Raw genomic sequence first — 20,902 nt, forward strand, 5'->3', positions numbered from 1 at the left:
GGTCCCGAAACGCGTTTGTTCTGTAACGGTGCCGCCCCCGGTGCCCTGCGGTTCTTCGGCCTGGTTCAGGATGTCAGGGACATATAAGCGTCCTAGGGGGATCCCAGAGATGAGCAACAACCAGCCGGGCCCGTACGGCCAGCCACCCCAGCAGCCGGGTCCCTACGGACAGCCGGGTCAGCCCGGTCCGTACGGGCAGCCGCAGCAGCCGGGTCCGTACGGTCAGCAGCCGCAGGGCGGCCCCTACGGACAGCCGCCGCAGGCCCCGCCGCAGCCCGGCTACGGCTACCCCCAGCAGGCCCCGCCGCAGCAGCCGGGGTACGGCTACCCCCAGCAGCCGGGGATGCCGCAGCAGCCCGGTCCGTACGGCCAGCAGCAGCCGTACGGCGGCATGCCGCAGCCGCCCCAGCCGGGTGGCGGCAAGAAGAAGACCGGCCTGATCATCGGCTCGGTCGTGGTCGTGGCGGCGATCGTGGTGGGCGCGGTCTTCCTGCTCGGCGGCGGCGACGGCAGCAGCACCGTCGCGAACGACGGCGCGCACAAGCTGATAACGCCGGCGACGGTGATCAACGGGACCTACACCAAGCAGGACGGCTCGGACGGGTCCTCGGACGGGCTCAGCGACTCCGACAAGTCGGACTTCCAGAAGTGGGGCGTGCAGAACCCCACGGAGGTCAGCTCCAGCTACGAGACCGGCACCGGGCTGACCAAGAAGGGTCTGTCCTTCAGCGGGGTGTACGGCACCATCGACAACCCCGAGGCCGTGGTGGACGCGATGTTCGCCAAGATCAAGACCGAGTCGTCGAAGGACCAGAGCGACTCCACCACCAAGGGCAAGATGCTCGGCAGCCCGGAGACCGTGCACCCGGCCGGGTTCTCCAACGGCGTCATGAAGTGCCAGGTGGCGCAGATCGACAACACCGATTCCTCGTCCTCGTCCTCCGGCATGCCGAAGAGCTTCAAGATGCCGATGTGCATCTGGGGCGACCACAGCACCGTCGCCTTCGTGTCCGACTACAGCGTGGCCTCCCTCGCCTCCGGCCAGTCCGGCTCCCTGGACGAGACCGCCGAACTGGCGGCGAAGCTGCGCAACGACGTGCGGGTCAAGGCGTAACCGACGTAACCACCCGGGGGCGTAGGCCCGTTGGCGTCCGCCCCCAGGCACGCGAAAGGGGCCCCGGTCTGATGACCGGGGCCCCTTCGGCGTCGTTCGGGCGGCTGGTTACGCCGTCTTCTGCTCCCCCGAACCCCGCCCCCGGGCGTCGCGGGGGATCAGGGTCGGGTTGACGTTGGAGAGGACCACGTCGGCGGTGATGACGACGCGGGCGACGTCCTTGCGGGACGGGACCTCGTACATCACGCCCTGGAGGACTTCCTCCATGATGGCGCGCAGGCCGCGGGCGCCGGTCTGGCGGAGGATGGCCTGGTCGGCGATGGCCTCCAGGGCCTCGCGCTCGAAGTCCAGCTCCACGCCGTCGAGTTCGAAGAGGCGCTGGTACTGCTTGACGAGCGCGTTGCGCGGCTCGACCAGGATCTGCAGCAGGGCCTCGCGGTCCAGGTTGTGGACCGAGGTGATCACCGGCAGCCGGCCGATGAACTCGGGGATCATGCCGAACTTGACCAGGTCCTCCGGCATGACGTCCTCGAAGACGTCCTTGGCCTCCAGCTCGCGCTTGGACAGGATCGTCGCGCCGAAGCCGATGCCCTTGGCGCCCGCCCGCGACTCGATGATCTTCTCCAGACCGGCGAAGGCACCGCCCACGATGAACAGCACGTTCGTCGTGTCGATCTGGATGAACTCCTGGTGCGGGTGCTTGCGGCCGCCCTGCGGCGGCACCGAGGCGGTGGTGCCCTCCAGGATCTTCAGCAGGGCCTGCTGCACGCCCTCGCCGCTGACGTCCCGGGTGATCGACGGGTTCTCGCTCTTGCGGGCCACCTTGTCGATCTCGTCGATGTAGATGATGCCCGTCTCGGCCTTCTTGACGTCGTAGTCGGCGGCCTGGATGAGCTTGAGGAGGATGTTCTCCACGTCCTCGCCGACATAGCCCGCCTCCGTCAGCGCGGTCGCGTCGGCGATGGCGAACGGCACGTTCAGCATGCGTGCCAGGGTCTGGGCGAGGAGGGTCTTGCCGGAGCCCGTGGGGCCCAGCAGGAGGATGTTGGACTTCGCCAGCTCGATGGCGTCGTCACGGCCGCTCGCGCCGCCGTTCTCGCCCGCCTGGACCCGCTTGTAGTGGTTGTACACCGCGACGGACAGCGCCTTCTTGGCGGCCTCCTGGCCGACCACGTAGCCCTCGAGGAACTCGTAGATCTCGCGGGGCTTGGGCAGCTCTTCCCAGCGCACCTCGCTGGTCTCGGCCAGCTCTTCCTCGATGATCTCGTTGCAGAGATCGATGCACTCGTCGCAGATGTACACACCGGGCCCTGCGATGAGCTTCTTGACCTGCTTCTGGCTCTTGCCGCAGAACGAGCACTTGAGCAGATCGCCGCCGTCACCGATGCGTGCCACGGTGTGCTTCCCCTTCGCCTGGGAGCCGCCTGGACACTGCGTTCCAGCGGCTCCTGGTGCTGCCTTATGTCCGACGGTACCTTGCCGGGCCCGATGTTCGGGCCCCCCTTGGCAGGGTTCACTTGCCGTGAGCCCTGCCGTGGGGGGCTTGAGAGCGCGCCGCTCCGCGTCAGCGGACGTCGGCGTTGTTCAGCTTGCGGGTGGAGATGATCTGGTCGACGAGGCCGTACTCCAGCGCCTCCTCGGCCGTGAGGATCTTGTCGCGCTCGATGTCCTCGCGGACCTTCTCCAGCGGCTGGTTCGAGTGCTTGGCCAGCATGTTCTCCAGCTGCTCGCGCATCCGGGTGAACTCCTTGGCGATGATCTCCAGGTCGGAGAGCTGCCCGCGGCCGCTGGAACCGGCCGGCTGGTGGATCAGGATCCGGGAGTTCGGCAGCGCCATGCGCTTGCCCGGGGTGCCGGCGGCGAGCAGCACGGCCGCGGCGGAGGCCGCCTGGCCCATGCACACCGTCTGGATGTCGGGCTTCACGAACTGCATCGTGTCGTAGATCGCCGTCAGGGCGGTCATGTCGCCGCCCGGGCTGTTGATGTAGATCGAGATGTCCCGGTCCGGGTCCATCGACTCCAGGCACAGCAGCTGCGCCATGACGTCGTTGGCGGAGGCGTCGTCGATCTGCACGCCCAGGAAGATCACGCGCTCTTCGAAGAGCTTCGCGTACGGGTCGTACTCGCGGACGCCCTGGGAGGTGCGCTCGACGAAGCGCGGGATCACATAGCGCGCGTCGGGCCGGGGCCCTTCGTACAGGCCGCTGGCCGCGCCGGGGAAGTTGCTCATGGGATGTTCACCGTCCTGGTGGCGTTCTGGGGGCGTGGGTGGTGGCGGTGCGTGGCATGGCCGGGCCGGTCAGGCACCGGTGCCGCCGCCTCCCGGAACACCCGAGGCGTTCGTGATGATCTCGTCAATGAGACCGTACTCCTTGGCCTCTTCCGGGGTGAACCAGCGGTCACGGTCCGCGTCCCGGGTGATCGTCTCGAAGGTCTGGCCGGAGTGCAGCGCGGTCAGCTCCGCCATGCGGTGCTTGGTGCGCAGCAGGTACTCGGCCTGGATCTTGATGTCCGTGACCGAACCGCCGAGGCCCGCGGAGCCCTGGTGCATCATGATGTCGGCGTGCGGCAGGGCGAAGCGCTTGCCCGCGGCGCCGCCGGTGAGCAGGAACTGGCCCATGGAGGCCGCCATGCCCATCGCGATGGTGACCACGTCGTTCGGGATGTACTGCATGGTGTCGTAGATCGCCATGCCGGCCGTCACCGAGCCGCCGGGGCTGTTGATGTAGAGGTAGATGTCCTTGTCCGGATCGGCGGCAAGGAGCAGCAGCTGAGCGGTGATCTTGTTGGCGATGTCATCGTCGACCTGCTGGCCGAGGAAGATGATCCGCTCGCCGAGCAGCCGGTTGTAGACCTGGTCGCCGAGGCCGCCACCGATGGAGGGCTCGCCGGCGGCGGAGGGCATCAGATTCGTCACGTATCCACCTGGTCGTCTCACGACGGCGCCGAGCCGTCTCAGTCGTCCTGCCGGAGGTTCGGGGGTTTCAGGAGACTCCCCTGCCCCCGTACTCATGGACCCTAACGCTCGGGCACGTTCGGGGAATCCCGGAGTAGCGACTGTTCGCCGGGGGCGTAGCGCTCCGCCGGGTGCGGAGCGGGGTGCCGGGTGCGGGTCGTACGCGGGAATGGCTTGTCCTCGCCGGTACGACGGCGGGCTTCCGGGCCGGCCGGCCGCGCCGCGGTACGCCGACGGGCCCCCGGGAAAGTCCCGGGGGCCCGTCGTACGAGCGTCAGAGGTGCCGTGGGGCAGCTCAGGCCTCGGTGGTCTCCTCGGCGGCCTCGGCCTCGGCGGCCTCGGTCTCCTCGTCCTCGTCGCCGAGGTCCACGATCTCGCCGTTGGTGTCCTTCACCGTGGCGGCCTCGACCACGACGGCCAGGGCCTTGCCGCGGGCGACCTCGCCGACGAGGAGCGGCACCTGGCCACCCTCGACGACGGCCTGGGCGAACTGGTCGGGGGACATGCCGGAGGAGGCCGCACGCCGCATGAGGTGCTCGGTGAGCTCCTCCTGGTTGACGTTCAGCTGCTCCTTCTTGACCAGCTCGTCCAGGACGAACTGGGTCTTGATGCCCTTGACCGCGGCCTCGCGGGTCTCGGCGTCGAACTCCTCGGCGGTCTTGCCCTGGATCTCCAGGTACTTGTCGAGGGTCAGACCCATCTGGCCGAGCTGGTGGTGCTCAAGGTTGTGCTTACGGGTGTTGACCTCGTCCTCGAGCAGCTTCTCGGGGACCGGGACCTCGAGCAGCTCCAGGAGCTTCTCCAGGACGCGCTCCTGGGCCTGCGTGGCCTGGTCGAACTCCTTCATGTTCGCGAGGCGCTTGCGGCTGTCGGCCTTGAGCTCGTCCAGCGTGTCGAACTCGGAGGCGAGCTGCGCGAACTCGTCGTCCAGCTCCGGCAGTTCGCGCTTGGCGACCTGGGTGACCTTGACGGAGACCTCGGCCTCCTTGCCCGCGGCGGAGCCGCCCTTCAGCTCGGAGGTGAAGGTGGCCTCCTCGCCGGCGGACAGGCCCTTGACGGCCTCGTCGATGCCGTCGAGCAGCTCGCCGGAGCCGATGGTGTAGGAGACGCCGTTGGCGATGCCGTCCTCCAGCACCTCGCCGTCGACCTTGGCCTCCAGGTCGATGGTGACGACGTCGCCGTCCTCGGCGGCGCGCTCCACCGGGGCGGTGGAGGCGAAGCGCTCGCGGAGCTGCTCCACCGACTTCTCGATGTCCTCGTCGGTGACCTCGATGGCGTCGACCTCGACCTCGATGCCGGAGTAGTCCGGGATCTCGAGGGCCGGGCGGACGTCGACCTCGGCGGTGAAGTTCAGCGTCTCGCCGTCCTTCAGCTCGGTGATGTCGACGTCGGGCTGGCCCAGCGGGCTCAGCTCGGCCTCGTTGACCGCCTCGGTGTAGAACTTCGGAAGCGCGTCGTTGACCGCCTCCTCCAGGACCGCACCGCGGCCGAACCGCTGGTCGATGACGCGGGCAGGGATCTTGCCCTTGCGGAAGCCCTTCACCGTGACCTGCTGGTTGATCTTGCTGTACGCCGCGTCGAGGCTGTCCTTGAGCTCCTCGAAGGGCACCTCGACAGTGAGCCGAACCCGGGTCGGGTTCAGGGTCTCCACGGCGCTCTTCACGGTTCGGTCTCCTTGTGGCTGACTGCTTGGGTTCTGCCGGAGCCAGACAGGTCCGGCGGATTCGCCGCCCGGAGGAGTACGTAGGCCGTGAGGGCCGGGCACACGGGCGTGCAGCTTGCATAGTAACCGCACGCGTTCGGCGCCCCAAAAGGCGATCTTCGTGGCGCCGCCGGCGGACGCGGCCGGAACTCGGCCAGGACTCGACCAGGACGCGGCGAAGGACTCGGCGAAAGGGCCGATCGATGGTCGGGGTGGCGGGATTTGAACCCACGGCCTTCCGCTCCCAAAGCGGACGCGCTACCAAGCTGCGCCACACCCCGTCTGTGTGCGAGACGTAGGGTACATGGCCCGGCGGCCCGCGTCGGCCGCATTCTTCGAGGCGGGGCGCGTGGTGTTCGGTGATCGGACGTGTTGGCCCAAGCGGCGGACGACCCGCTACGATGCCTGAGTGCCGCGGTCCTCGACCTGCGGCGCAGCACTGCGGGCGTAGCTCAATGGTAGAGCCCTAGTCTTCCAAACTAGCTACGCGGGTTCGATTCCCGTCGCCCGCTCTGGATGCCGAAGGCCCAGGTGAGAGGTTGTTTCCTCTCCCTGGGCCTTTGTCGTTCCGCCATGCATGAGTTATGTTCCGCACCGGTACGGAACATAACTGGGAACGGCCACAGCAGGGGGAATCATCATGCGGATCAAGGACTTCGACCACCTGGTGCTCAACGTCTCGGACGTCGAGCGGGCACTGGCGTTCTACACCGGGCCGCTGGGACTCGCCGGTGAGCGGGTGGCGGAGTGGCGGGCCGGAAAGGTGTCGTTCCCGTCGGTACGGGTCAGCGCCACCACCGTCATCGACCTGTTCGAGCGGCCGCGCGGCGAGTCCAATGTCGACCACATCTGCCTGGTGGTGGACCCGCTGGACTGGCAGGAGGTCATCGGCTCCGGCGTCTTCGACGTGATCGAGGGGCCCGTGCCGCGGTGGGGCGCCCGGGGGTCCGCCCAGTCGGTCTATGTGCGCGATCCCGAGGGAAACACCGTGGAGCTGCGCTGGTACCCCCAGGACGCCGCCGCGTGAGCCCGGCGGCCGGCGGCCGGCCCAGGGACCCGGCGATCGACGCGGCGGTGCTGACGGCGACCGTACGGCTGCTGCACGAGGACGGCTACGGCTCGCTCGCGCTGGAGAAGGTGGCGGCCCTCGCGGGCACCAGCAAGGCCGCGATCCGGCGCCGCTGGCCCCAGCGGCAGCGCCTGGTGATCGACGCGCTGGCCTCGGTCCTCGTCGTGCCGCCCGCGCCGGACAACGGCTGCACGCGCTGCGATCTGCACCAGAGTGTGCGGCTGCTCGCCGAGGTGCTGCACGAGCGGCTGCCGGCCGGGGTGCTCGCGCCGCTGATCGCCGACTGCTCCGCCGACCCCGGCCTTCATGAGTACCTGCTGCGCAGCCTCGTACAGCCGGGCCGGGCGGCCGCCGCGGTCGCGGTGCGGCGGGCCGTCGAGCGCGGGGACCTCCAGCCGGACGTGGATCCCGAGCTGTTCGTGGACCTGCTCGCGTCGGTGGTGTACCGGCGGGCGCTGTTCGGCGAGGCACCCGTCGACGCGTCCTCGGCGCGCGCGCTGGTGGACCTGCTGCTGCGCGGGGTGGCCGTGGACTTCGACCGCCTGGTGTTCATCAGCCGGCAGCCGGCCGAGCAGCGGCACCTGTACCACTAGCGGTACCCGCGCCCGGCGGTACCCGCGCCGCGGGCGGCGGCCGGCACCGGGGGTGCCGGCTCGTCGGGGTCCGACGGTCGGAACGTGATCGTTCGACGGTCAGAACTTGATCGAGGAGATCGAGTCCGCTATCGAGTTCAGGAACCGCTGGATGGACGGCGCCATGCCGCTGGAGGCCAGGAAGAAGCCGAAGAGCACAGCCACGAGGGCCGGTCCCGCCTTGAGGCTCTTCCCTCTTATGAGCACCACCAGGATGACCGCCAACAGCACCACTACGGACAGCGAAATGGCCACAACTGATCACAACCCTCGGTCGGTCCCTCTGCCGGCCCGGGAGTACGGCCCGCACCCCCGCCAGAACCATCGTGCCACCAACAGGCCTGCTCCATGCGGCCGCTGACAGGATGTCGGACAGGCCGTCCCGGCTCGGGGGACGCACCGCACTGCAATTCGATGGACGGGCGCGCGGGACTCCGGCCGTAATTGTGCGCGTTCGTTTCGGTGTCCACACATCTCGTGTGCAGGTAATTCGAATTGATGACACCTTGACGACGCCGGGAGGGCGCCGAGGTGCGGTATGCCCCAATTATTGGGGATGAATCGGTACATCAGGGGCCAACGGTGGACCTCTGTGTGTGCATCATCACGTGTGCGGTGGAGGCAAGTTCGGGAAATCCCGGGGCATACGAAGGGGATAACCAGGAATGACTAGGGGGGTTTTACGAAATCCCGCCGACGACGCTAGGGTGCCTGAGATGTTTGACGCCGCCTCGTCCCCCGGCCAGAACCCACGGCCGCTCCCCCCGGCACAGTCGCCGGCGGAGGGAGTGCCCGGACCGCGTGCCCCGCAGCGTGCGCAGGAGGAGCAGGCGAAGGCAGTCAGACCCGGCAAAGAGCGCGATCCGTTCTTCGACAACGCCAAGTACCTGGCGATCGCCCTGGTGGCGATCGGGCACTCCTGGTCCCCGCTGAAGACGGACCACCGGGCGCTGGAAGACCTGTACAACGTCGTCTACACGTTCCACATGCCGGCGTTCATCGTCATCTCCGGCTATTTCTCCCGCAGTTTCGACATGCGCCCGGACCGGGTGAAGCGCCTGGTCACCGGCGTCGCGGTGCCCTATGTGCTGTTCCAGCTCGCCTACTCGCTGTTCAAGCGGTACGCGGGTCACATGGACGGCCCGATCAACCTCTTCTCGCCGTACTACCTGACGTGGTTCCTGCTCGCGCTGTTCGTGTGGCGGATGACCAGCCCGCTGTGGAAGCTGGTGCGCTGGCCGCTGCCGATCGCGCTCGGCCTCGCCATGATCGGATCGGTCACCCCGGGGGTGGACGGCAGCCTGGACTTCGGCCGCATCCTCCAGTTCCTGCCGTGTTTCGTCCTCGGACTGCTGCTGAGGCCGGAGCACTTCACGCTGATGCGTACCCGCCGGATGCGGATCCTGTCGCTGCCGGTGTTCGCGGCGGCCCTGGCCATCGGCTGGTGGACCGCGCCGCACATGAACGACAACTGGTTCTACCGCCAGAACGCCGCCCAGGAACTCGGCGCCCCGTGGTGGATCGGGCCGCTGATGACGCTGGCCATGTTCGGCTGCGCGGTGCTGCTGACCGCCTGCTTCCTGGCCTGGGTGCCGGGCCGCCGCACCTGGTTCACGGCGCTCGGCGCGGGCACCCTGTACGGCTATCTGCTGCACGGCTTCGTGATCAAGAGCGTGCTCTTCCTCGGCGGCTTCGACATCGCCCAGCGCTACGGCGACTACGGCTCGGCCGTCGTCACCGTCCTCGCGGTGGCCACCGTCACCGTCCTGTGCACCAAGCCGGTGCAACGGGTGTTCCGCTTCGCCATGGAGCCCAAGATGGCCTGGGCCTTCGTCCAGGACGCCACCGAACTGGCCCGCGAACGGCAGCGCAAGGAACGGGAGCCGGTCAAGGCGGGCGTCTGAGGGCCGGGAGACGGGACTGGGCACCCGGCCCAGTCCCGAAAGCACCCGGAAGAGGCGCCTCAGAGCCCCTTGAGGTGGCTCATCAGGCGCTCGAAGTCCGCCCATCCCGAGAGGTCCGAAGGGTTGCCCGGGAACGGGTAGTACAACGCCGGACGGCGCTTCGGGCCCAGCTCGCGCGGCGGCTGGGGCAACGGCGTGCGCCGGGCCCGGTCGCCGGGCATCTCCCGCACCTCGTCGGCACCCAGGACGAAGGCGTACGGGACGCCGGGCCCCTCGAAGCGCGGGGGTACGGACAGGTCACGGCGGGCCCGGCGGACCTGGACCAGCATCGACTGGAGGTCGTGCCGGGTGGCGAGGACCTCGGCCGCCCGGATCACCTCGGTGTCCGTCGGTATCTCCTCGCCCGGGCCGTAGCCGAACGCCAGTGTGACGTCCTCCTCGACACCGCCCTCGGTACGGCTGATCCGGACCGTCGCGAGCCCCGGGCGCTCCGGGCTGCCGACGGCCACCAGCCAGGTCGGCCGGGGGGCACGCTCGTACGCCACATCCGTCAACTGGCGCGTTGACCACGGCAGGTTGGCGGGCTCCTCGGTGCCCCAGCCGGCCGGCGGCTCACCGGTGAGTTCACGCCATACGGCCTCCAGCGCGCCGCCGAGCACGAGCCGTTCGTCCGCCGGGTGGATCGCCCGGAAGGACACGGCCAGCTGGCGTTCGCCGTCATCCGCGGTCGTCGGGGCGAACGAGTCCGCCATCGGGGTGCGGGGGTCCTCCCGTGTGGCCTCCGGGTCGGGGGACGCGACCGGCGCGAACATGCCGTTGTCCCAGTGCAGCACCGCTCCGGACAGGCCGTCGTAGTAGCCGTCCTTCTCGTCCTGCACCACCCAGCGCGAGGGCCAGCCCGGCAGGTTGTTGCGGACCGCCGGGGACAGCCGCGTGCCGGCGGGGGTGACGATCTGGAGGCCGAGTTCGGCTTCGGCGACGGCCCGGAAGGCATCCGAGAGCCAGGCGGTCATCGCGACCACCGGACGGTCCTGGATCACCACGGCGACCCGGTCCGTGAGCACGTCCACGGCGGGCTGCGCCGCGGCCGGAGTCGGCACCGCGCGTATCCCGTCGGTCTTGACCACCGCCAGCGAGCGTGCTGCCTCCCGCGGCCAGGCGGTGCCGCCGACCAGGGTGGCGATACGGGCCGCGAAGGACCCGGCGAGTTCCTCGGCCTGCTTGACGCCGGTAGTGGCGCGGGCCTCGGTCCACCAGTACGGCACCTCCGGCTCGCTCGCCCCGAGCAGCCGCCGCGCCTCTCCCCTGACCTGCACCAGCAGGGGTGCCTCGACGGAGACCAGGGGGCGGCCCTGCTCGTCGCAGAGCTGCACCACCGCGCCGTCCCCTTCAGCGCCCGCCAGCACGTCCGGGCCGCCGGCGAGCAGCGCCGCGAGCACGCTGAGCGGGTCGGGCATGTTCCGGGTGAGAGCGACGACGTCCTTCGTCATGGGTTTTCCGTCCTCTGCCTGGTCTACCTGTTGCCCGCGTACACGGTCTGGATCAGCCGGTTCGGCTCGCCCCTGCGGATCAGGACACCGCGACCGGGCGGCTGCCGGCCCGCGTACACACCGGGGAAGAGCTGGCCTTCGCTGCGGTCGCCCGCCATCACCAGCGCCGAGGCACCGGACTCGCGCAGGCTCTGGAGCAGCGGCTCGTACAGGCCGCGGGAGGCGCCGGCGACCCGGCGGGTGAGGACGAAGTGCAGGCCGATGTCCTGGGCCGAGGGAATGTACGGCAGGAAGGGCGCGAGCGGCTGCTGTCCGGCGGTGGTGAGCACGTCGTAGTCGTCGACCAGGATCACGATCCGCGGGCCCGACCCCCAGTTGCCCGGTTCCAGGTCCTCGCCGCCCTCGCTCTCGTCGGGCATCCGCTTCTCCAGTTCGGTGGCGATGCCCGCGGACAGGGCCGAGCACAGCTTGGCGTTGTAGGCGTAGCCGCCCCGGTACTCCTCCGGGACGGCGCCGCGCAGCCCGCGCCGCGGGTCCATGATGCCGAAGACCAGTTCGTCCTCGCTGTAGCGGTCGATCAGGGCGTCCGCGACGACCTTGAGCAGGTTGGTCTTGCCGCACTCGCTGTCGCCCATGATCAGCAGGTGCTGGTCGTGCTGGAACAGGTCGACCAGCACCGGCGCCAGCTGGGTCTGGTCCAGGCCGATCGGGACCCGGCGCGGTTCGGCCGCCGGTCCGGGCAGCAAGTGCGGCTCCAGGAGGTGCGGCAGCACCCTGACCGGCTGGGCCGTCTCACCGGTCCAGGTGGCGCGGATCGTACGGGCGGTGCGCTCCAGGACCGCGCCGAGGTCGGCCGTGTCGGCGACGCCGTCGGCGCGGGGCAGGGCGACCTGGGCGAAGAGTTTGCCGTCGGTGAGGACGCGGCCCTTCTCCTCGGGCGAGAGGGTCTGGGCGAGCCTGCGCTCGATGCTGGACTCGCCGGCGTCGTTCAGCCTCAGTTCCACCCGGGTGCCGAACTGGGACTGGGCGGCTATGCGCACATCGTTCCAGCGGAGCATGCCGGCGACCACGTGGATGCCGTAGCCGCTGCCGCGTCTGAGGATGTCGCCGACCGCGTCGTCGAGTTCCTCGAAGTCGTCGCGCAGGGCGCCGAAGCCGTCGATGAGCAGCACGATCTCCGTGGAGGCCAGCTCGGGGACGCGTCCCGCGGCGCGCAGGGTCCGCAGCTGCTCCAGGGAGTCCACGTTGTGCAGACGGAACAGTTCCTCGCGCTGGTCCAGCATGCCGCGCACGGAGTCGATGGTGCGGGCGCACCGCTCCCGGTCCGCCCGGCCGGCCACCCCGCCCACGTGCGGCAGGACGGACAGCGCCTGGAGGCCGCCGCCGACCAGGTCGAGGCCGTAGACGCCGACCTCCTGCGGGGTGTGGGTGAGTGCCAGGGACAGGGCCAGGGTGCGCAGCAGGGTGGTCTTGCCGGACTGGGGGCCGCCGATGACCGCCGCGTGACCGCCCGCCATCGTGAGGTCCAGGTACCACTGGCCCTGCCACTGCCGGGTGGGGTCGTCCAGGATGCCCAGGGGGACCTGGAGGGGACCCCGGCGCCGAGCGAGCTGCATGCCGCGGGCGCCCACCTCGACGGGTCCTGCGACCTGGTCGAGGGCGACGGCGTCGGGCAGCGGGGGCAGCCAGATCTGGCGCACGGGAGCGGTGCCGGAGTCCTCGATCTGCCGGACCATGACGCCCATCTCGGTCGGCCCGGTCTCCCGGCGCCGCATCTGCGGCTCCTCGGCCCCGGTGCTCTCCTCCTGGCCCAGCGAGTTGTACGCCGGGTACTCCAGGGCGAGCGGCCCGGTGTCCTCGGTCTCCCGCTGGACGGGGCCGCGGTAGCCGCCGGAGACGTAGCCCGCCTTGAACCGCTCGTAGTGGCTGGTGTCGACCTTGAGGTAGCCGAAGCCGGGCAGCGGCGGCAGATGGAAGGCGTCCGTGGTGTCGAGGACCGTACGGGACTCGTCGGCCGAGAAGGTGCGCAGGCCGAGCCGGTACGAGAGATAGGTGTCCAGGCCCTTGAGCTTGCCGCCCTCGATGCGCTGGCTGGACAGCAGCAGATGGACGCCGATGGAGCGGCCGATGCGGCCGATGGACAGGAACAGGTCGATGAAGTCCGGTTTGGCGGTGAGCAGTTCGCCGAACTCGTCGATCACCACGAACAGGTGCGGCAGCGGATCGAGATCGGGTCGCCGCTCGGCGCGGAGGGCGGCGTAGTGGCCGATGTCGGCGACGTTGCCCGCCTCCTTGAGCACCTGCTGGCGCCGCTTGACCTCGCCGGCGAGCGAGGCATGGACGCGTTCGACCAGACCGGCCTGGTTCTCCAGGTTGGTGATCACGCCGGCCACATGCGGCAGGCCCGCGAAGGGGGCGAAGGTGGCGCCGCCCTTGTAGTCGACGAGGACCAGCGCGAGATCCTCCGGCGGGTGGGTGGCGACCAGCGCGAGGACGAGGGTGCGCAGCAGCTCGGACTTGCCGGAGCCGGTGGCGCCGACGCACAGGCCGTGCGGGCCCATGCCCAGCTCGGAGGACTCCTTGAGGTCGAGGAGCACGGGTTCGTGGCGGTCGCCGACGCCGATCGGGACGCGCAGGAAGGCGCGTTCACCGCGCGGCGCCCACAACCGGTCCAGGTCGAGCCGGGCGACGTCGTCGATGCCGAGCAGTTCCGCGAAGTCGACCGGGCCGGTCAGCGGGGCGTCGACCAGGGACTCCGCGGACAGCCGCAGCGGAGCGAGCATCCGGGCCAGCCCCTCGGCGAGCGCGGTACCGGCCTCGTCGACCGTGCCGTTGGCGCTGATCGGCTCGTCCTCCCGCAGGTCCTCGATGAGGATCCGGACGCCGTCGACGGTGATCCGCACACCGACGCTGCCGGGCTCCTGCACCCGTTCGTCGAGCAGGTGCAGCACGGTGACACCCATGTCCCGCAGACCGACCGCGTCATCGGGTCGCGGCAGGTCGACGGCGTCCGCACCGTGCGCGTCGGCGACGACGAGGAGCCGGGAGGTCATGGCGAGGGCGTCCTTGTCGGACAGGCCGCGGCGCACCTCGGCCGCGTAGGAGGCGCGGCGGCGCAGCTCGGCGCCGATCTGCCGGGCGAGCTGGGGCAGCGAGGGGGCGATACGGCGGGCGGCGACCGGGCCGTCGAACTGCTCGGGGTCCAGCATGTGCGGCAGCCACTTGGCCCACTCCCAGTCGGCCAGCCGGTCGCCGGGTGCCGCGACGGCCAGCGCCACGTCGTCCGGCGCGTGGGCGGCGGCGATCTGGAGGAACAGCGCGCGCACGACGCGCAGGGTGTCCTCGCGCGGGCCGATGACGCTGATGTCGCCGACGCGGTCGAGCGGGACGGTGAGCGGCAGCTCGGAGCCGGTGCCGAAGCGGGAGGTCAGCGCGGAGGCCTCGTTGAGCATGAACCGGTCGGGCGGGGTGAGCACGGAGGAGCCCTGCTGGGCGATCTTCAGATCGCGCACCGGCATCCGGCCGGTACCGACCCGTACCCGCAGAAAATCCCCGTCCGTGCGGCGCCGCTCCCACAGGCGGGCGGGGTCGCGCACGATGTCGTAGAGCGCGTCCGGCGGCGGATTGAGCACCTGGGCGCTCGCGCGCCGTTCGCGTTCCTCCTCGGCCAGTTGTTCGCGCAGTTCCTCCAAGTAGGCGAGGTAGGCCTCGCGCTGGGTGCGGCGGGTGCGCTGGGCCTTGCCGCGCTGGGAGAAGGCCATGGCGAGGGAGCCGGTGAGGGTGACGACGAGGATGATCGCGCCCAGCCCGGCGAACTGGCTGTTGCGCACGACGGTCATCATCACGACGGACGACATGACACCGGCGATGGGCAGCAGCGAGTGCAGCACGGAACCGGCCTTGCCCTCGGGCAGGTTGGGCGGCGCCTCTATGGTGCGCGGCTCGGGCGCGGCCGGCGGCCGGGTGGTGCGTGCCGGGCGGTGGATCAGTCGGGTGCTCATCTTCGTTGCCTCGTCCTCGAGTTCCTCGTGGCCCTTCCTGTCGGACGGTCAGCGCTGCTTCTGGGAGAGCTGGAAGACCTCCGCGGCCAGCCGGGCGACGGCGTCCCGGGTGGCCCGGGCGAGGAGTTCGGTGCGGATGGTGCCGCCGGCCGCGAGGTGGCGGTCGTAGGGCAGGACCGCCACGGTGGCCCCGGCCGCGGTCAGTTCCTCGGTGGCCTTGCGGAGGTCGAGGCCGGAGTGCGGCGCGACCTCGGTGAGGACGACGACGGTGGAGGCCAGCACGTGCCGGGGCAGGTTGCGCATCCATTCCAGGACGGCACGGGTGCTGGCGACGCCCTCCAACGTCGCGGGCACGGTGAGCACCCGGGCCTGCGCCGCGGACAGCGCGGTACGGGCGACCTCGGCGGGCAGGGTCTCGCAGTCGACGACGGTCACCCCGAAGTAGCGGCGCAGCGACACCATGACCCGCTCGTAGGCCTTGGTGTCGAGCATGGCGCCGACCTGCCCCTGGCTGCCGGGCAACAGCCAGGCGTTGCCGGGGAGTTGCACCAGGTATCCGGTGACGTCGAGCAGCGACATCTGCGGTTCCACCAGCCCGGCGAGGTCGCCGGTGGTCCAGCGCAGCGCCTGGGCCCCGACCCGCAGCGGCAGCGAGCCGAGCGCCGGGTCGGCCTCGACGACGAGCACCGGATCCTGGCGGTAGTGGGCGTAGGTGGCGCCCAGCAGCGCGGTGACGGTCGTCTTGCCCGAGCCACCGCGGATGGATGTCACCGCGATCTGGCGGCCGGTGGTGACGGCCTGCTGGAGCGCTTCGGCGGTCGCGGCGGCACCGGCGACCTCGCGGGCCGCGGAGGAGGAGACGGTGCGGCGTACGGCACGCAGGGCACGCGCGGCGAACGCCTCGCCATGGCGTGGCTTGAGCGCGGCGGACGCGAGCCGTTTGTCGAGCACCGGCCGGGAGTCGGGGGTGGCGCGCCGCGCGGCATCGACCGGCCGCTGTTGCCGGGCGGTGTGTTCCTGCTGCCGGTGGTGAGCCGGCGCATCGGTGGGCGGCTGCTGCGGTGGGTGGCTGTACGCCGGTCCCTGCACGGGTCTGCCCGGCTGCTCCGGGACAGCGGCCCCCGGTAGCGGCTGCTCCGGCACGGGCTGCTGCGGCGCGCCGCCCCTCAGCTCCCGCAGCACATCGCCCTGCCAGTTGTCCCCGTTCGGCATGTCGCCCTTCACTCCTGCCCTGGCCTCAGAATTTGTCGAGCAGTTGCCCGTATATGCCGAACACCCCGACGGCGAGCGGGAAGAGCCCGATCAGGCCGACGGACTCGATCAGGTCGCCGACCCGCCGCAGTCGCACCCGCACATGCTCGGCCGGCTGGGCCACGAGAGCCAGCAGCGGGAGCGCGCCGGCAGCGCACAGCAGGACCAGTGGGCCGGCGCCGCCCGCGTGGTCCGTCCATTCCACGGCGAGCCGTAGGACGAGCAGCGCGGCCGCGCCGAACAGCGCCACGACCTCGGCGACCAGCGGGAAGGCCCGGGCCCGGGACAGCAGTACGACGGCGGTGAGCGAGGTGAGGGTGATCGTCCACACCGTCGGCCGCCCGGCCGACGTCAGCAGCCAGCCTCCGGCGGCGGCCGAGGCGACGGTGGCGATGGTGGCCAGCGCGAGCCCGCGGTGGGTCGCGGCGAGCGCGTTGGAGACCTGGTGACGGCTGACCGACGCGCCCGCGGAGCGCCGGTCGTCGAGTCCGGTCAGTCCGGAGGCCATCAGCGCGAGCCGGGGCAGCAGTCCGAGCAGTACGACGGAGAACACGGCCATCACCGCGCCGAGCCGGTCCGGCCGGTCCTGCACGGCGGCGACCGCCTCCCACACCAGCGTGATACCGGCCCCGGCACCCGCCCCGATGAGCGCGCCGCGGCCGAACGGGGAGGAGTACGCGAGCAGCGCGAGGGTGAGCACCAGCGCCGCGGCGACACCGGCCAGCCGGGCCGGTCCGGACCAGCCGTGGGCGTCGGCGGCGGTCCAGGCGGCGAGCACTCCGAGTCCCCCGGCGGCGAACAGCAGCGCCGTGGCGAGCCCCCGGTTGCCGTCGCCGATCCTCGCGACGAGCGCGCCGGCCGCCAGGAACACGACGGTGACGACGGCGAGTACGACGGCGACGGACTCGAGCGCGAACTCGCGCCGGGCCAGCAGGGCCGCGGCCACGGTGAACAGGACGGTGGCCACCCCGGCACTGGCCCGGCGGGCGGCGGGCCGCCAGCGCCAGGCGCGCAGATCGAGGTCGTCGGCGACCTGGTCGGTGACGTCGTGCACGACGGGCGCGGGCGGCGCGGCATGGGCGCGCACCAGTTGGAGCACGGCACCGTCGGGCACCTCGGCCGACGACAGCGTGGCGTCGTGCGGCAGCACCGAGCCGTCGGAGGTGACCAGTTGCCGGGTCATGGGCCGTGCGGCGGCCCGGTCGTCGAGCACCTGGAGTATGTCGGGCAGCAGTTGGCCGATCGGAGTGTCCGACGGCAGAACGATGTCGGCACGTCGACGCTCACCGACCAGCGTGACCCGGCTCAGTTGCGTTCGGGACGTCGTTGCTGTGCTCACCACTCACCGGAACCTATCATCGCGAAGTCGAGGCCGAGGATGCCGAGGACGGCTGTGCGGAGGGGGTGCCGTACTGCTGCTGTTGCTGTTGTTGCTGCTGCTTCTGCTGGGCGAGAGTGGCCTGGAGGAAGGACCATCCGACGCAGCCGGCGCACAGTACGGCCGCGATGGCGATGCCCGCGAACACCTTGCCGAGCCGTTCGTCCGTCGAGCGCCGGGCGCGCTGCGCGCCGAACAGCAGGGCGTCGCGCATCCGGCGCCGGCGTACCGCCACCGACTCCAGCAGTTGGCTGTCGTAGTCCCGTGCCATTGAGTTGGTCCCCGTGCCTGTGTTCTCTGGGTCGATCGTCGGTCGTCGATCGTCGGTCAGTCGTCGGAGGTGGTGGGGGCGGAGGCCCTGGCGCCGTCGGAGGTGAGGCCGAGATGCTGGCGCATGGCGGCGTACTTCCGGGTCAGCCGCCGTGCGGTGGGCTCGTCGAGGGCGGCCAGTCGGCGCGGGTCGGCGTTGTGCGCAAGGTCGGCCGCCTTGACCAGCAGTGCGCCCGGGGTGGCCAGGATCCGCTCCGCGTACGCCCGCGGCTCCTCGCCCGGCCGCTTGGTCACGGCCCGTACGACGTCCTTGGTGCGCCGGGTGAGCGGGGCGGCCGCCAGCCATTCCTCGCCGAGCACGCCGTCCTCGACCGCGTCGTGCAGCCAGGCGGCGGCGATGAGTTCATCGTCACCACCGCGAGCCCGTACGCCCTCGGCGACGGCTCGTAGGTGCTCGACGTAGGGGCGCCCGGCCTTGTCCCGCTGCGCGGCGTACGCGGCACACGCGACGGCCTCGACCTCGGCGAGCGTCATGCCCGGCGCCTCGGGCAGCCCGTCGTACGGCATACAGAGTCCCCCTCACTTTGCCCGTGCAAGATAGAACATGAACGCGGGGGCGGCGCAGCCGGGTCACCCGGATTCACGGACGCAACCGGGAATCCTCCGCGGATCCGGCATACCCAGGAGGCTGAGGCGTATGCGGCGCGCCCTCGGGGAGCGCGCGGGGCACGCGGCTCAGGTCTGGTACTCGCCGACCCAGGACCGCCGCAGCAGGGCCCGCGGAATGTACTCGGACTCGACGTCGACCGGCATGCCCGCGTCGTAGGCCATGCACGCGACGGCGAGCGGAGCGAGCGCGACCAGGCCCTCACCGCTGCGGGACCGGGCCTCGTTCGCCGCCCAGTACTCCTTGTGCCAGGTGAGGGCGTCGGCCAGGGTCGCGTTGAACTCCCCGGCCTCCCGCCGCAGATAGTGGTGGAAGAGTTCGAGCGGCGGATAAAGGATCTTCAGCATGAGTTCCTGCCCGGCGATCGGGGCGGCCTCGGGGGCCGTGCCGTCGATGGCGGTGGCCAGGGTGTCCCAGACCTCGCGCCGCCCGAACCAGAGGTTCTGGAGGGTTTCCACCCAGGCGTAGACGTACTCGTCGAACTCCGCACCGGACGCGCGCAGGAAGGAGACCGGCACCTGGGCCAGCTGCTCGACCCGGCCGTTCTCACGGCAGATCACCGCGAGGTAGAAGGAGGTGAGCCAGTTACCCGCGTGGAGGTAGTCCTGGGGCCCGGTGGCGGGGAGGTTCTTCACCCCGCCCTCGCTGCCGACCCGGCAGGCCACGGGCCCTTCGGCGGCCGTACCGGCGGCGAAGAGCCCGCAGCCGATCTGCATGGCCGTGACCCACGCCTCCCAGGTCGGAAACTCACCGGCCGTCGGGTTCGTCAGACAGCGCCACTTGGCGACGGCGAGCGTGGCGGACAGGGCGTCATAGCGGTCGTCCTCCGAGGTTTCGACGTGGTCGAGTACGTCCTTGGCGTTCTTGTCGACCGGCGCCATGAGTTCCCCCGCGTTGTCCGTGCGGAACTCATGGCGGGGGATGCGGGTGACCATTCGATCTCCTCGGATCCGGCCTCCGCTTCGCGAGACGGAAGGTCAGTGTCGTTTTCTACGTGGGGAACTCACCGCACCAGTTGCGTTCGAGGAGGGCGATGGGCAGGTAGTCGGACTCGACTTCGATGGCGATGCCGGCGTCGTAGGCGAAGCAGGCGATCGCGAGTGGGGCGAGCGCGACGAGGCCCGAGGCCTGGCAGGTCCGGCTTTCCTCGCTCCAGTACTCCTTGTGCCATTGGAGGGCGTTGGCGAGGGCTTGGTTGAAGCCTGCGTGGTCCTTGCGGATGAGTCGGTGGAACATCTCCATCGGCGGGTACAGCAACTTGCTCACCGTCTCCGGATCGGCGACGGCTTTCGGGTCGGTGCCGTCGACCGCGGCGACCAGTTTCTCACCGAGGCCCTGGCTTCCGAGCCAGTAGGCCCGCAAGGTCTCGATCCACGCGTAGTGGTACTCCTCCCAGCGCGAGCTGTTCTCCCGCAGCAGCGACATCGGCACCTGGCACAGGGCGGTGATCCTGTCCCTTTCCCGGCAGATCGCGGCCAGGTAGAAGGCGGTTGTCCAGGAGCCGGGAGTCACGTACCACTGCGGACCGGTGGCCCGAAGGACGCGATCCTTGTGCGCGATGCGGCACCGCACGTGCTCCTCGGTGGTAGCCGCGGCGGCAAAGACCGCGGAACCGATCTGCATCGCGGTCACCCAGGCGTCCCAGGTGGGGTATATCGCTGCCTCCGGGTCCAGGAGGCAGCGCGACTGCGCCAGGGTGAGTGTGATGCGCCCGGCGTCACCCAGGTCGATGGAGTCGGCCTCCAGACCGTCGATCAACTTTTGGGTGTTCTGCTGGAGCACGGCGATGCCTTTTTCCGCGTTCCCCGTTGGAAAAGGGGGGCGGTCGATGAACGCGGCCAACGCGTTCTCCTTAGAAAATCTTGAAATACTTGAGCTCGGCCCCAGCGTACTGAAGACAGTGCGCACTCCATGGTCCCCTGTTTTAGCTATGGTTCCGCTGTCTTGTAAACCGTTGCCGTGGCGCCAGTCGAGTCTCGCGTCAGGACTCTTTGCCTCGACGATGACGAGGTGCCCGTCCTTGTCCCGCCGGAGCTGATCGAACCTTCTCGAGCCGTTGGCCGTCTCGCGCTGCGGATACTCACAACCGTGCGCACCGAACTCGCCCAACCAGCCGCGTTCAAGCAGGCGCTCGGGCAAGTAGTCCGTTTCCACCTCAATCGGGATACCACCGCCGTAGGCGAGGCAGTGAATGGCCAACGCTGCATGGGCGGCCATGCCGGAGGGGCTGTCCGTCCGCGAGCGTGCTGGGCTCCAGGGTGCGGAATGGCTCGGCATGGAGGTTGGATTCGAAGTTTCCGTACGGGATCATGACTCCGTAGAGGTCGATGAACTCCTCGATCGAATAGCCGCCGCGCTCATACATGAGCAGCAAAGGCTCGTACGGATCCGGAAGGTCGGCCAAGTCATCCCTCTTCGCTACGGGGGGGGCAGCGCGGGCATGTACTCGCGCATCACCAGCGTCAGAG

Annotated in this window: 17 protein-coding genes and 2 tRNA genes; 5 read left to right on the plus strand and 14 right to left on the minus strand. The window is 70.3% G+C overall.

Going from position 1 to position 20,902, the window contains the following annotated elements:
- Positions 1-109: 109 nt before the first annotated feature.
- Positions 110-1,114, plus strand: a complete 1,005-nt coding sequence (locus CCN72_RS17055) for a hypothetical protein (RefSeq protein WP_086808264.1) — start codon at positions 110-112, stop codon at positions 1,112-1,114.
- Between the two features lie 108 nt (positions 1,115-1,222).
- On the opposite strand, the gene clpX is transcribed toward CCN72_RS17055, so the two are convergent.
- The 5 genes from clpX to CCN72_RS17080 form a co-directional block, all read right to left on the minus strand.
- Entirely contained in the window at positions 1,223-2,509 is a 1,287-nt protein-coding gene (gene clpX / locus CCN72_RS17060) for an ATP-dependent Clp protease ATP-binding subunit ClpX (RefSeq protein ID WP_037651828.1), read from the minus strand.
- Between the two features lie 169 nt (positions 2,510-2,678).
- On the minus strand, positions 2,679-3,344 hold the full coding sequence (locus CCN72_RS17065) for an ATP-dependent Clp protease proteolytic subunit (protein ID WP_037651827.1): 666 nt from the start codon (positions 3,342-3,344) through the stop codon (positions 2,679-2,681).
- A gap of 69 nt (positions 3,345-3,413) precedes the next feature.
- Complete coding sequence (locus CCN72_RS17070; protein WP_085568519.1) at positions 3,414-4,019, minus strand: ATP-dependent Clp protease proteolytic subunit; 606 nt, start codon at positions 4,017-4,019, stop codon at positions 3,414-3,416.
- A 346-nt stretch (positions 4,020-4,365) separates the two neighbouring features.
- Positions 4,366-5,733, minus strand: coding sequence for a trigger factor (gene tig / locus CCN72_RS17075; RefSeq protein ID WP_086808265.1), 1,368 nt, complete (start codon positions 5,731-5,733; stop codon positions 4,366-4,368).
- A gap of 243 nt (positions 5,734-5,976) precedes the next feature.
- Positions 5,977-6,053: transfer RNA gene (locus tag CCN72_RS17080), tRNA-Pro, on the minus strand.
- A gap of 160 nt (positions 6,054-6,213) precedes the next feature.
- On the opposite strand from CCN72_RS17080, the gene CCN72_RS17085 reads away from it, so the two are divergent.
- The 3 genes from CCN72_RS17085 (at position 6,214) to CCN72_RS17095 (ending at position 7,434) form a co-directional block, all read left to right on the plus strand.
- A tRNA-Gly gene (locus CCN72_RS17085) sits at positions 6,214-6,284 on the plus strand.
- A gap of 128 nt (positions 6,285-6,412) precedes the next feature.
- Entirely contained in the window at positions 6,413-6,799 is a 387-nt protein-coding gene (locus CCN72_RS17090; protein WP_085564729.1) for a VOC family protein, read from the plus strand.
- On the plus strand, positions 6,796-7,434 hold the full coding sequence (locus CCN72_RS17095; RefSeq protein ID WP_086808266.1) for a TetR/AcrR family transcriptional regulator: 639 nt from the start codon (positions 6,796-6,798) through the stop codon (positions 7,432-7,434). The genes CCN72_RS17090 and CCN72_RS17095 overlap by 4 nt, the downstream gene beginning before the upstream one ends.
- Positions 7,435-7,533: 99 nt before the next feature.
- On the opposite strand, the gene CCN72_RS17100 is transcribed toward CCN72_RS17095, so the two are convergent.
- Positions 7,534-7,728: a hypothetical protein gene (locus tag CCN72_RS17100; RefSeq protein ID WP_037651818.1), complete on the minus strand. Its 195-nt coding sequence runs from the start codon at positions 7,726-7,728 to the stop codon at positions 7,534-7,536.
- Positions 7,729-8,261: 533 nt separating this feature from the next.
- Between CCN72_RS17100 and CCN72_RS17105 the strand changes: the two genes are divergently transcribed.
- A complete protein-coding gene (locus CCN72_RS17105; protein ID WP_402145234.1) occupies positions 8,262-9,377 on the plus strand; it encodes an acyltransferase family protein in 1,116 nt (371 codons plus the stop codon).
- 59 nt (positions 9,378-9,436) lie between these two features.
- On the opposite strand, the gene CCN72_RS17110 is transcribed toward CCN72_RS17105, so the two are convergent.
- The 8 genes from CCN72_RS17110 to CCN72_RS40585 form a co-directional block, all read right to left on the minus strand.
- On the minus strand, positions 9,437-10,867 hold the full coding sequence (locus CCN72_RS17110; protein ID WP_086808268.1) for a DUF6177 family protein: 1,431 nt from the start codon (positions 10,865-10,867) through the stop codon (positions 9,437-9,439).
- 23 nt (positions 10,868-10,890) lie between these two features.
- Positions 10,891-14,868 (minus strand): type VII secretion protein EccCa, encoded by a 3,978-nt coding sequence (gene eccCa / locus CCN72_RS17115; RefSeq protein ID WP_086808269.1) that lies wholly within the window; start codon positions 14,866-14,868, stop codon positions 10,891-10,893.
- A 48-nt stretch (positions 14,869-14,916) separates the two neighbouring features.
- Positions 14,917-16,080: a MinD/ParA family ATP-binding protein gene (locus tag CCN72_RS17120; protein WP_086808270.1), complete on the minus strand. Its 1,164-nt coding sequence runs from the start codon at positions 16,078-16,080 to the stop codon at positions 14,917-14,919.
- 25 nt (positions 16,081-16,105) lie between these two features.
- A complete protein-coding gene (eccD, locus tag CCN72_RS17125; RefSeq protein ID WP_086808271.1) occupies positions 16,106-17,461 on the minus strand; it encodes a type VII secretion integral membrane protein EccD in 1,356 nt (451 codons plus the stop codon).
- Between the two features lie 13 nt (positions 17,462-17,474).
- Positions 17,475-17,768, minus strand: a complete 294-nt coding sequence (locus CCN72_RS17130) for a hypothetical protein (protein WP_086808272.1) — start codon at positions 17,766-17,768, stop codon at positions 17,475-17,477.
- Positions 17,769-17,824: 56 nt separating this feature from the next.
- A complete protein-coding gene (locus CCN72_RS17135) occupies positions 17,825-18,334 on the minus strand; it encodes an HD domain-containing protein (protein WP_086808273.1) in 510 nt (169 codons plus the stop codon).
- Between the two features lie 168 nt (positions 18,335-18,502).
- A complete protein-coding gene (locus CCN72_RS17140) occupies positions 18,503-19,369 on the minus strand; it encodes an immunity 49 family protein (protein WP_208638027.1) in 867 nt (288 codons plus the stop codon).
- A gap of 55 nt (positions 19,370-19,424) precedes the next feature.
- Positions 19,425-20,651 (minus strand): Imm49 family immunity protein, encoded by a 1,227-nt coding sequence (locus CCN72_RS40585; protein WP_244174270.1) that lies wholly within the window; start codon positions 20,649-20,651, stop codon positions 19,425-19,427.
- Positions 20,652-20,902: the final 251 nt, after the last annotated feature.

This window comes from Streptomyces murinus (assembly GCF_002154555.1).
Classification (GTDB): domain Bacteria; phylum Actinomycetota; class Actinomycetes; order Streptomycetales; family Streptomycetaceae; genus Streptomyces; species Streptomyces murinus.